Raw genomic sequence first — 12,544 nt, forward strand, 5'->3', positions numbered from 1 at the left:
TATAGGGTATGGATTGCTTTTTAAATAGCAACCCTTGTGCGAAAGTCTGCGCGATTTTGATTCAGTTAGCTCAAATTCAAAAGACTTTGCACAGTTTGAAAATACTTATTTTTCCACACTCCATAAAGCTACTTAATGGTTCTTTTTTATATGCTTAATGATTTTACTATACAATAATTTTTCATCAACAGGTTTGGATATATAATCATTCATGCCCACCGCTTCGCATTTTCCAACATCAACAGTAGTGACATCAGCTGTAAGCGCAATGATGGGGATTTGAGAATTCATTTTGATGCGAATATGCTCCGTGGCCTCAAAGCCATTCATTACGGGCATTTGCAAATCCATCAACACTAGGTCGTACTGCTTTTGTTGTAGTTTTTCAATTGCGATTTTCCCGTTGTCGGCGATGTCTACTTCAAAACCAAAGTCAACGAGTAGTATTTTTATTAAGAGCTGGTTGAGCGGCATGTCTTCGGCAACCAAAACCTTTATGTTTTTGATCTCGACTGGCTTGTTGGAGACCAGTTCCGTTTTGTGGGTTATTTTTTGATTTGTTTTAGCAAAGCTTAATTGAAAACTAAAGGCAGACCCTTTCCCTAATTTGCTTTCCACGTGTATGCTTCCCCCTTGCTGTTCTATCAATTTTTTAACAATGGTAAGCCCTAGACCTGTGCCACCATAGAGGCGCGAGTTTTCATACGTTGCCTGTCCAAAATCGTCAAATATATGGTCCAGTTTGTTTTTATGAATACCGATGCCGGTGTCGGTTATGGTAAATGCAATGGTTACTTTCTCGGCATCTTGTTGAAGCAGGGAAACATCCATGGTTATTTTTCCGGTCTCGGTAAACTTAACGGCGTTGCTGATCAAATTCAAAATGATCTGCCGCAAACGTATGGGGTCGCCCAATACAATTTCGGGTAGTGCTGGGTCAAATTGTTCTGCCAGTTCTAAATTTTTCTCCTTTATTTTTATATCGAACAATTGGAGCATAGCGGAGAGCGAATCGGCTAAATGGAACGGTGTTTGTTCAAAGGTCATTTTACCTGCATCCACTTTAGCAAGGTCGAGAATATCGTTAATTAAGACAAGCAAGGCATCGCCCGACACCTTAATTGCTGTTAAATATTCTTCCTGCGTTTGGTCTAATTTCGATTTTAAGAGCACATTGGCAAACCCTAAGATGGCGTTCATAGGGGTTCTTATTTCGTGGCTCATGTTGCTCAAAAATTGCTGCTTTCCCTGCATGGCATCCTCGGCTGCCGTTTGGGCAGTTTCTGCCTTACTTTTGGCTTCTTTGAGTTCATGAATATCGGTGTTGCTTCCCACCCACATGATTATTTTACCTGTTTCATCTTTAACAGGTACAGCCCTGCTTAGGTACCATCTAAAATCGCCTTCTTTGTTTTGAATGCGACACTCCATGTCAAAAATGTCTCCTGTTGCAACAGAATGTTTCCAATTATTTACCGTGGGTTCTAAATCATCGGGGTGCATGGCTTTTTCCCAGCCCCAATCTCTAAGTTCTTCAAATGTGAGGCCTGTATCGTCAAGCCATTGTTGATTGAAGAAGGTAACATTGCCCTCGGCATCGGCATTGGTTATTTTTTGAGGCATATTGTTGGTTAAGAGACGAAATTTTTTCTCGTTTACTTCAACAGCCTTTCGTGCATTTACCTGAACGGTAATTTCTTCTGCCAATACCATCACGCCAGAGACAGTTCCATCGGCTTCACGCAACGGCTCATAGACGAATTTTACAAATACATCTTCCAATTTTCCGTTTCGATGGATGACGAGGGGAAGTTCTTGTGATACAAAGCGAGTACCGGTTTTATAAACAGTATCCAACAGTCCTTTATAAACTTGGTCTTTCACCTCAGATATAACATCAAAGAGAGGTTTGTTTAGTGAATCTTCTATTTCCCTATCCAAAAAATTAGACATTTCTTGGTTCATGGTTTCGATTATAAAATCTTCCCCTCGCAATACAAAAATGGCTACTGGTGCTTGTATTACCAAAAGCCTAAATCGTTCTTCACTTGCTTTAATTTTTTCAGCTACTATTTTTTGTTCGTGTATTTCTGTGGTAACACCTATCCACATTTTATGTATTCCGTTTTTATCTTTTATAGGCGATGCAATATTTAAATGCCATACGTAATCACCCTGTTTATTTTTAAACCGCATTTCCATTACTAAGTCCGTTCCTGTTTCGGTTGCCTTTTGAAAACGCTGCTGAAATTCTTCCATTTCATCTGGATGCATCATTTTATGGTATCCAAAATCTCTCAATTCTTTAAAAGTATATCCGCTGAAATCTACCCATTTTTTACTAAAATACGTAACACTGCCATCTGCTGCTGCATTGCTGATTTTTGACGGCATTAAATCAGCCATCTGGCGAAAATGTTCTTCACTTTCTTCTACTTTTTGGCGGGCAAGTACCTGTTCAGTTACTTCGCTGGCAACCACAACGATTCCAGTTACCGACTCGTCATCAGCTCTCAATTGTTTAATAATAAAATTGTAAAACCCTTGTGTGCTTATGTTGTTTTTATCGATATTAAATGCCAATTCATTTCCGTAATAGGTTGTTCCGCTTTCCATTACATTATCCATAAGACCTTTGAATCCTTGTGTTTCCAGTTCGGGCAAACTGTCAAAAAGGGGTTTGCCTACAAAGTCCACACCTTTATTAATCATTTGCAAACAGTGTTCGTTGGCTATTTCTGCAATGTATTCTTTGCCTTTATAAATACCTATTGCCACAGGTGTTTGCATTACAATCGACTTAAACCGAGCTTCACTTGTTTCTATTTTTTTGCGTGCCATCACCATTTCTGTTACTTCATACGCTATTTGTGTGACACCAGAAATGGAGTTGTCTGCTTCATAGTAAGGTTGGAAAACAACGTTAAAATACTTATGTTTTAGCTGACCATTGTAGGTTACTTTTCCGAGTATTTCATTGGCATACACTGGAATACCTGTCGTATAAACTTTCTCGATCATTCCGGGAAATGGCTGGTCTATAAGTTCGGGCAATAGTTGCAATAATGGTTTACCTTCTACATCCGTCCCTTTGCCCCAAAATTCTTTTATCAAATCGTTGGCAAGGGTAATCACCATGTCTTTTCCTTTCATAACAGAAAAAGCAAATGGCGATTGCATGAGCATGGTGTGATAACGTGTATTGCTTTCTTCCACCAGCTTCAATGCTTTGTGCTCTGCCTCGTTCTTTGCGGCTAATGCGTTTTTTACAATTACAGAGTCGGTTACTTCATACGCAATAACCGTAACACCCGAAATAGTTTCGTCTGCTTCCAAATAGGGTTGATACACAAAATTGAAATAAACGTCTTCCTGTTTTCCATTACGCAAAATCGGGGCAAACAGCTCATCGCCGTAAAACGGGATGCCCGTGGTGTATACCTTATCCAGCAACCCCGGAAATGCAGAATCTTTAAGTTCCGGTATTACTTCAAATAGGGGTTTTCCTTCTACTTCCTTTCCTTTACCCCAAAATTCTTTTATGCTATCATTAGCAAGCGTAATCACCATCTTATTACCTTTAAAAACAGCAAAACCAAAAGGCGATTTCATGAGCATCATGCTGTACCGTTTTTCACTGTCTTCATGCAGTTTCAATGCTTTTTGCTCATACTCAAGCTGCGTGATCAAAGTATTATTTTCCGTAACATCCTGAGCGCGCTGAATGATATACTTAACATTATTGTTTTCGTCGAGCAAAGGCGAGTTAGTGGCTTGCCAATATTTGACCTCAAACCCACCGTCCTTCAATTCTGGTTTAGGAGTATGGTATTTTACAACCGGTAATGCATCCGGTATTTTATTTTTAAGAACCCGATTAAAAGAATCGCTAATCCTGCTTTTTCTATTGGCAGTTTCATCATTAGGATTATCAGGAAACACATCAAAAATATTACAGCCGACAATATTTTCTCTTACAGTTGATGTAGATTTTAAAAATAAATCAGATGCCGCCACGATAACAAAACCAGTATCAATCACAACCAACAGTTCCGATGACTGTTCAAATATCTTTATATAATCGCTTATCTCCATAGTTTAGTAAATGTAACATAAAGAATTCGATTACTAGGTGCTTATTTTTGCCAAATAATAAAAGGACAAATGAGACTTGCCCTCGCTCAAGTCCTGCGTGATTTGGGATTGTAGATTATTCTGGCTTTGGCTGTTGGACGTTTATTTGTCGCAGATTTGACCAATTAAAGCCTACATTTGGAATTATTAAAATAACATTTCGCACATTCAACTGAAATTTAATGATTCAAAAATGAAAAATACATTACGCATCTTATTTTTAATAGTCCCTTTTTTAAGCCTGATGGCACAAGAAAAGCCACAACTTGAATTTTCTCATACAACCACAGAAGAATGTAGTTCCGATGCCATCCATCAAAAAATGATGCAAACCAATCCGGGCTACGCTGCAAGGATGAATGCGTTCGAAGCCTCTTTAATAAATCCCTCAGCTAACAAAATAACGTCTGCCGCCACTTATATTATTCCAGTGGTGGTTCATATCATGCATAAAGGCGAAGCAGTCGGAATCGGCACCAATATTTCGGACGAATCGGTCTATGGTAAAATAAAAGCCATCAACGAAGAATACCGCAAAATCTCAGGTTCGCTCGGAGACGGAACCGGTGTTGATGTGGGTATCGAATTTGCACTCGCAGTTAAAGATCCTTCAGGCGCCTGCACCAACGGTATCGACCGCGTCAATATGACCGCGTACGCAAACTATATGTCCTATGGCGTCAGGCTGAATGGCAGCGTAGGCATGACGGACGCCGCATTAAAGGCCGTCGCATTTTGGGATTCCAATAACTACTACAACATATGGGTTGTGTCTGCGCTCGACAATATCACCAGCGGATTAGGGTCAGTTGGCTACACGTATTTAGCCCCTGCACATGGCACAGCAACCGACGGAGCTGTTCTTGTGAGCCACTCCTTTAGGGACATTGGTTCTAAAGGAGAAACCCATGAGTTAGCACATTCGTTAAACCTATATCATACGTTCGAAGGAGACGGAACCGGAAACACTTGTCCTGTCGGAAATGGCTGCGGTAGTGGACTCGGCGATTGTTGCCTCGATACACCTCCACACAAAAGAAGCACAACGACTTGTAATACATCAGGCAGCAATTCTTGTGATGCCAATTCCTCCAATGCTCTTTTTGTAACCAATTATATGGAATATTCGATTAATGAATGCCGAAACAAGTTTACTGCTGACCAAAAAACAAGAATGGTAACCGCATTAACCACCATCAGAGGTTCGCTCTTGTCAGCAAACGGTAATGATAAATTGATGCCTTCCGACATTCCGGTTGCCGCTTTTATCCAAAATGTTCAATCGGTATGTAGTGGCGGAACAGTCACTTTTTCAGACAAATCAGCTTGTATTCCCAATACTTTTTTGAATGATGATGTTTTTCCGGGAGTATCCTTTAGTTGGACCTTGACAAGCGGATCTACTATTTTGACTTCCGTATTGCAAAACCCTTCCTTTACACTTACCCAGACAGGCAATTACAATTTAGCGTATACTGTTACCAATTCATTGGGTTCGAATACGATCAATGTACCCAATGCTGTGGTAGTGACTGCTCCCGCAATTGCCGCCTGCGTGCCTCAATCGCAGTATGTCGGATTTTATGGTTCTACGATCAACGCTGTTAGCTTTAATAACATTCAGAATTATACCTCTGTAATGACCAATGTCGCCTATACTGATTATTCTTGTACAAAAAACACCATACTAATCGCCGGCACAACGTATCCGTTGACGGTTTCGTTTAAAGGTGGAAACTTTACAGAATACCTTGAAGTTTATATCGATTACAACAACAATGGTGCATTCGAAACAACCGAAAAAATCCTCGCAAGCAGTTTGGCTACCGGTGTTTTGAATTATATTACTTCTAATATTGTAATCCCAACCACGGCGGTCAACAATACTTTATTGCGAATGCGGGTTATTGGTGATGCGGCCACGATTACAGCTGCAAATCGCAATTGTACCGATAGTTTTTATACGGGCGATATTGAAGATTATAGCGTTTATATTACGGCTGCGCTATCTACCGAAAATTTTGCCGATGCAGGATTGCATTATTTTCCAAATCCCGTAAAAGATTTCCTGAATATCAACACTACTAGCGAATTTGAAAAAATACAGGTTTATAATATTGTAGGACAAATAGTTTTTGAAAGCAATAATCAATCGAAGGAAATCAGAATCGATTGCGCTTCATTGAATAAAGGAATTTATTTGGTTAGCGTTTTTAATAAAGGTAAAAAATCGACTTTAAAAGTAATCAAAGAGTAATTAGGATTGACAATCTGTCGCGCGAGTAACATCCACGCAATCACGAAACACTTATACTGGAATCACCATCAGTTGCTATGAATTATATAGCAGTTACCCCGTTAAAAAATAATGCGAAATGATATTGTTATACCTTTGCCCATTACTTTAAAAATAGCTATTATGAAAAAAATATTACTTTTTGTTGCATCAGTTGTTGCACTTTCTTCGCAGGCACAATTGCGGTTGGTAAAAAACCACGACGGCAACAATTCGTCTGATGCACAACCAAGATTGGTTATCAATAACCAATTGGTTTATACCGCTACGGAAGCAGGAATCAACTATCCGTTTTTTACAGATGGTACTACCGATAACAGTTCAAATATTATCGATGCCACTTCGGGTTTGACGGCTATGACTACCGCAACAGCCTTTAGCAATGCGGTCATGAACGGTGAAGCACATTTTTTGGCTAGTTACAATAGCGTCAGTACGGGTTCGTTTAGCCGCATCACCAAAGCCGGATTTACCAATACCGTTTGCAATGCCTACGGAGATTTATCAGCATTCACAGGATTAGCCAATTCGCAATTGAGTTCTAAGGTTGTATTAAATAATCAAATACTTTTTGCTCCTAATACAGTTGCCACGGGGAATACTGTGGGTATTGAATTGTATAAATCGAATGGTTCCGCCATTAGTTTGGTCAAGAATATCAACCCAACATCGACTATGTCTTCTCAGCCCTCGGAACTAAACGTGATTAATTCGCTGTGTTTTTTTACTGCCAATGATGGAAGTGGTAAAAAGCTATGGAAAACCGACGGTACTACTGCTGGAACTATACCTTATGTTGATCTCGGTACCAACAATACCATTGCCAATCCATCAGGTTTAGAAGTTTTCGGAACAGATTTGGTTTATGCAGCCAATCCGAACTCGAATACGGGTAACGAATTGTATAAAACCGACGGAGCAGGCAATGTGACACTCATCAAAGATATTGCAAGCACGGTTCTGGCGAGCAGCAACCCGCAACAGATTACAGCTTTGGGCAATTGGGTCTATTTTACAGCTGATAACGGGATCAACGGTCGGGAATTGTGGCGAACAACAGGCACCCAAGCAAGCACCCAAATGGTTCAAGATATCAATATGCAAGGCGGAGGCGGAGGCCAACCCAACTTTAGCAGCAATCCATCTGACTTGATGCAGGTAGGGTCAACGGTCTATTTTACAGCGAATGATGGCCTTCACGGAACGGAACTCTGGAAAACAGGCGGTTTAACGTCTATGGTAAAAGACATTACTGTTGGCACGGGTAGCACTATTATCGATTACATGACTGCCTACAACGGCAAGCTCTATTTTACGGCTTATAACGTCACTGATTTCCAGTCGCAATTGTGGGTCACCGACGGAACAACGGCAGGCACAACAAAAATCACCATCAATCCGACAGGCAACAGCAACTTAAGCAACCTTGTGGTATACGGCAACGATTTATATTTCGGAGCCGATGAAGGTACCGGTATGGGCAAAGAATTGTATGCTTTTCACGATCCAACATTGGGAACGGAAACACTTACTGCTATAGAAAAAAGTGTTGTCTTATTTCCAAATCCATCACGTGATTATTTCGAGTTGCAATCGGATGGTAGAATTCAGAATGTATCGGTTTATTCTTTACAAGGACAATTAGTGAAGTCGTTCGGTAAGCAGCAACAATACGATGTTTCAGATTTAGCCAAGGGTGTTTATTTGGTTAAGGTTATGGGAGAAGAAACAGTCTATCGAAAATTCACCAAGCAGTAGGCATTAAAACCTATTGCATTTGAATGTATCAATAACAAAAAAGGCTACACCATGTGCAGCCTTTTTTTTATTATTCCTTAAAAAACGATTACAGTTTTTTAACGGTCTTGGCTACAATCTTTTCGATTCTTTTGTCAAGATCAGCCATAAGTTCTTCAAGTGCACTTTGGCACATCGGTAATATTTTGTCCGGTTTCATCACCGGAACGCCGCCCACCATGATACCGGTTTTCTTCGAATTCGCATGTTCGTTGATTGTAAACACTTTCTCGCCTTTTTTGTTATACAAAACAATGTTCGTATAGGCTTGCATTTTGGTCGAAGCAGTACCGCCTATCCCGAAACCTTTGTTGAGTTCAAACGTAATATATACAAACAGCACGCCATCGGCATCGCCAAACAATTTAGTCATAGCCTGCACATTCGCCTTTCCATAATTCGGAGTAATCGATTGGTAGCCTGGAGCAGTCACATAACGAGTAGCCTCAAAACCCGGTTCGAATTCAGGCTTAAAACTTTGGTAAGCGGCATTGCTAGTCACTGTGGTTTCAGGCAGTAGCGTGAAAGGCAGTTTTGTCGCATACTCTTTGAAGAACTTGTCATGGAACTGTTGTACGAGCGGCGCCAAATTGAAACTAGGGTCGTTACGCAAATCAGTCACCAGCGATACGGCTTCAAGACCGACATCTTTCAAACCCACTTGTTTATCAGCATAAAACGTAACCACAGCTACCTTTTTGGTTTGGGCAATACCCATCATGCTGACAGTACACAACACAACAGCGAACATCATTTTTATTTTTTTCATTAAAGATTTGGATTACACTATTTTATATTTGGAATAGTAGTGCAAAGGAAATGTTTAATACGACGTCGGGTTCATTCTTTTTGTTAAAGTTGGGGTTGCTTCGCTTTGCTCGCAATGAAGGTGTTTATTTGTGGCATCTGTAAAGTATCAGTTTTTAATTAGTACCCCCGTTATTGCGAGGAGGAACGACGAAGCAATCTGTACAACTAACTACAAAAGCTCAAACAAATCATTCCACTTAGGGTTTAAAGCATTGATTAATGCTTCTTTCTTAGCTCGTGAACCCGCTTTAAGTTGTTTTTCTCGGGCTATTGCTTCTATCATAGTGGGTATACTTTCAAAGTAAACAAGCTTGTCAAGGTTGTATTGTGCTGAAAAGGATTTTTGGTACTTTTTTTCTTTGTGTTGTGTGATACGTTCTTTTAAGTTCGACGTTACACCAATGTAGAGCGTTGTGTTGTTTTTGTTTGTGAGGATGTAGATGTGTGGTGATTTCATGGCGTATAATTATTATGGTTACTTAGCACCCCCATCATTGCGAGGAGGAACGACGAAGCAATCTGCACCAAATAAACTAAACTTCTATCAAAGTGACTTACGGTTAGTTGAAGAGGTTGCTTCGCCCAGCGGACTCGCAAGGACGAGTATTAATAGAAACTCTTGGTTGCTTTGACGATTGAGCGCTTTTTTAATTAGTCATTATTTTTTAAGGGGAAAGAGAAGCCCAAGGCAGCGGCTCCTGAGAATTGGTTTATGCTAGGCTGAAAGTAATAAGTAAAAGCAAATTCTACAAGGTGTTTACGCCCCAATGCTAACCCTAATGAGAAAGGAATATGCGGAATGACGCCACTTTTCTTAATGTGCTCGTCGGGGGTATAGGTTTCAAACGCGCCTATCGAGAGTCCAAGACCCGCTTCTAAATACGGAGCGACATACGGAATAGGGGCGCAAATACGGACTTTCCCTCCAAGTAACAATGCTTTGGTGGTGGCGGTATAATCGGGTTGGGTTTCTGGTTTTTCGTTTTTGTCCGGTGATGTTATTACAAATCCAACATAGGGCCTAATGCCAAACCAATCGGATGTGGCATGCACATATTCTGCTTGTGCATAAAAGCCTTTGCCACCGATATCTTGTTCTTGATATGAAGCAGCGCTAATGCCTAAACCGACAGCGGCATTGATAAATTCGCCAGTTTTGGGTTGGGCTTTGGTGGGGTTGGGGATTAAGATTGTGAGTAATGCTAATATGAAAAGTTTTTTGCGGTGTGGTCATGTTTTTTTTTTGGTTTATATTTTTAGGGGTTTTAATTAGCGATTGGGTTAAGTTGAGGTTGCTTCGTCCTGCGTCCTCGCAATGACGTTGGTTTGATTGATGATTGGTTTGGGTTGCTTGGCATCTGTAAAGTACTAGTTTTTAATTTATACGACCGTCATTGCGAGGAGGAACGACGAAGCAATCTTTGACAGTTAATACTGAGCCGCAAATCATTTCATTCTGGTTTAATTTATAAATGTATCTTGCTTTTTTATTTTTACTTGTGTTAGTGGTATGAACTTCAGATACGCGCGATCGGCTTTATAAATTATAAAATTGTTAGAGCGGTTAATATTCTACTATATTCAAGATTTGTTACTATAGGATTGTTTAAAATACCAGTTAAAATATTTCTTGCAATATCATTAGAAATAATAAACCATTGTGGGTGAGCAAATACTTTTGGGTATCCATTACCATCGTCAGCATTATTCCACCTCATGGCTAAACAAGAATCTCCTGTTTCGTTCCAAACACCATAACTAATAGCAAAATCATCGTGGTTATATAAAACGTCTATTACTGTAAATGCTTGCGGATTAACATCTTCTGGTCTTGGCATGATTATTTTTTTTAGTGGTTTTTTATTTTTATAATAGGGATCATAAATTTGTGCTTTCAATAATATAATTATATTATTTCAAATTATTAAATTCATACAAAGTAAAATCTGTTAAATAAATAACGGATTTAGTAATAAAATAGAGAAATTGAAACATAAAGAAAACAAACAAGAAACGGTATATAACGATGATGCTAACTTTAATTGTTAAAAAATAATCTATACTCTCAAGATTATAATACACTGTCGATAGATGAAAACTTAATAATGAAGTAAAAAATGAACTAGCAATAACAAAAAATATACAAACTATTGCCACTAGAATCGAATAGGATAAAGTAAATGAAAAATTTTTTAAATAATTGAATGTTCTATTATTAAGAATATTTGCTTCTTCTCTTTCTTTTAGTTCTTTAATTGTTTCACCATCTTTTAATTTTATTGTTTCTAACTTTGTTAGTTTATCTGGAATTTTTAATAATACACTATACATCAATCCGGAAAATAAAGATAATAGCATTGCTAGTATTTTTGAGTCTTCAATAAATTTAGCTTGCTTATAGAATACAAGTGAAACACTTATTGTAGCGATTACGATATATACAATAACCAACTCTAGATAATTTACTTTATTATTTTCTTTAAGATAGATGCTTTTGACAGCATTCAAATAAATATTCCATACTTTTTTTATCATCGCCTTGCTATTCTTGTATATTGACCAGCAATTAGTTCTCTTAACAACTCATCACAAAAGATTTTTAAATTTACAAAATTTGGTGTTCCATAAATATCCAAAGGCACTTTACCATCTAAATAAATTCTTGGCATAACATCTTGAACATCCAATTCAAAAGTTGAGGTTTTATTGGAACTTAAATTTTCCAATGCTACTTTCTTTTTTCTTGAATTTGACAGCGGTAAATTATTGAATTTTAAACCAGATAATACTCTATTCATAATACCAACTCTCTCACTTGATACAATGTTTTGACCAGCAGGTTTAATTGTAATTTCAATATTATAATTGGCACACAAATTAGCAAATTCACTATCTTGTGTCATAGCAGATGATAGAACATTGGTATTATAAGTTAAACCTACAACGCGACTATTATTTTTAAATTCATCTCTTACACTATTAGGTAAAACAGGATGACAGACCGCTTTATTATAACAACGTGTTACTTTAAACAAATCAGTGATGTGTTGTATAAATTCTTTACGAATGCTCTCACCGCCATAAATATGAAAGAATAAGAAACCAGAATAGCTATCAGGTGGAAAATGTAGGCAAAAGAAATATTTATCATTTATTACATCACCACTTAAATCTTCTTCATCTTCTCTGTTTTCTAATGGAGATTTAGTTTTTCCATTGCCTTTTGGACCACCTTTTAAAACGCCCCAAATAGAGTGATTTGTTATATCAAACCCATAATCATAAGCATTTGTACTTAATGTAAAAGCTTTATTTCTAATTTCTGTATATCCTAAATCAATATGATTAATGAATAATTGAGTAAACTGTTCAAATAGTTCTTGACTAACATCAATACCATTAATTTTTGAAATCAAATCTTCAAAACTATTGTTAGGATAATCCTCAACAGGTTTTAATACAATAGTAAATACTTCTAATTTTACACTTTCTGGATTATTCATATTT

At 38.2% G+C, this 12,544-nt stretch carries 9 protein-coding genes; 2 read left to right on the forward strand and 7 right to left on the reverse strand.

The window, feature by feature from the left end; all coding sequences use genetic code 11:
- Positions 1-132: 132 nt before the first annotated feature.
- Positions 133-4,095: a PAS domain S-box protein gene (locus RMO03_RS04995; RefSeq protein ID WP_309640990.1), complete on the reverse strand. Its 3,963-nt coding sequence runs from the start codon at positions 4,093-4,095 to the stop codon at positions 133-135.
- 232 nt (positions 4,096-4,327) lie between these two features.
- Here RMO03_RS04995 and RMO03_RS05000 point away from each other — a divergent pair, with 232 nt between their 5' ends.
- Together RMO03_RS05000 and RMO03_RS05005 are read left to right on the forward strand one after the other, a co-directional pair.
- Complete coding sequence (locus RMO03_RS05000) at positions 4,328-6,391, forward strand: M43 family zinc metalloprotease (RefSeq protein ID WP_309640991.1); 2,064 nt, start codon at positions 4,328-4,330, stop codon at positions 6,389-6,391.
- A 162-nt stretch (positions 6,392-6,553) separates the two neighbouring features.
- Positions 6,554-8,188, forward strand: a complete 1,635-nt coding sequence (locus tag RMO03_RS05005; protein ID WP_309640992.1) for a T9SS type A sorting domain-containing protein — start codon at positions 6,554-6,556, stop codon at positions 8,186-8,188.
- 88 nt (positions 8,189-8,276) lie between these two features.
- Here the strand turns inward: RMO03_RS05005 and RMO03_RS05010 are convergent, their stop codons facing one another.
- The 6 genes from RMO03_RS05010 to RMO03_RS05035 form a co-directional block, all read right to left on the reverse strand.
- Positions 8,277-8,996, reverse strand: coding sequence for a hypothetical protein (locus tag RMO03_RS05010; protein WP_309640993.1), 720 nt, complete (start codon positions 8,994-8,996; stop codon positions 8,277-8,279).
- Between the two features lie 210 nt (positions 8,997-9,206).
- Positions 9,207-9,494 carry a GIY-YIG nuclease family protein gene (locus RMO03_RS05015; protein WP_309640994.1) on the reverse strand — a complete coding sequence of 96 codons (288 nt, stop codon included), beginning with the start codon at positions 9,492-9,494 and terminating at the stop codon, positions 9,207-9,209.
- 194 nt (positions 9,495-9,688) lie between these two features.
- Positions 9,689-10,090, reverse strand: coding sequence for a hypothetical protein (locus RMO03_RS05020; protein ID WP_309640995.1), 402 nt, complete (start codon positions 10,088-10,090; stop codon positions 9,689-9,691).
- Between the two features lie 491 nt (positions 10,091-10,581).
- The gene (locus RMO03_RS05025; protein ID WP_309640996.1) at positions 10,582-10,935 is read right to left on the reverse strand and encodes a hypothetical protein; all 354 of its coding nucleotides are present in this window, start codon (positions 10,933-10,935) and stop codon (positions 10,582-10,584) included.
- 13 nt (positions 10,936-10,948) lie between these two features.
- Positions 10,949-11,572 carry a hypothetical protein gene (locus tag RMO03_RS05030; protein ID WP_309640997.1) on the reverse strand — a complete coding sequence of 208 codons (624 nt, stop codon included), beginning with the start codon at positions 11,570-11,572 and terminating at the stop codon, positions 10,949-10,951.
- Positions 11,569-12,540: a hypothetical protein gene (locus RMO03_RS05035; protein WP_309640998.1), complete on the reverse strand. Its 972-nt coding sequence runs from the start codon at positions 12,538-12,540 to the stop codon at positions 11,569-11,571. Before RMO03_RS05035 ends, RMO03_RS05030 begins: the two co-directional genes overlap by 4 nt.
- Between the last annotated feature and the right edge of the window lie 4 nt (positions 12,541-12,544).

Source organism: Flavobacterium sp. (assembly GCF_031411595.1).
In the GTDB taxonomy this organism is placed as follows: domain Bacteria; phylum Bacteroidota; class Bacteroidia; order Flavobacteriales; family Flavobacteriaceae; genus Flavobacterium.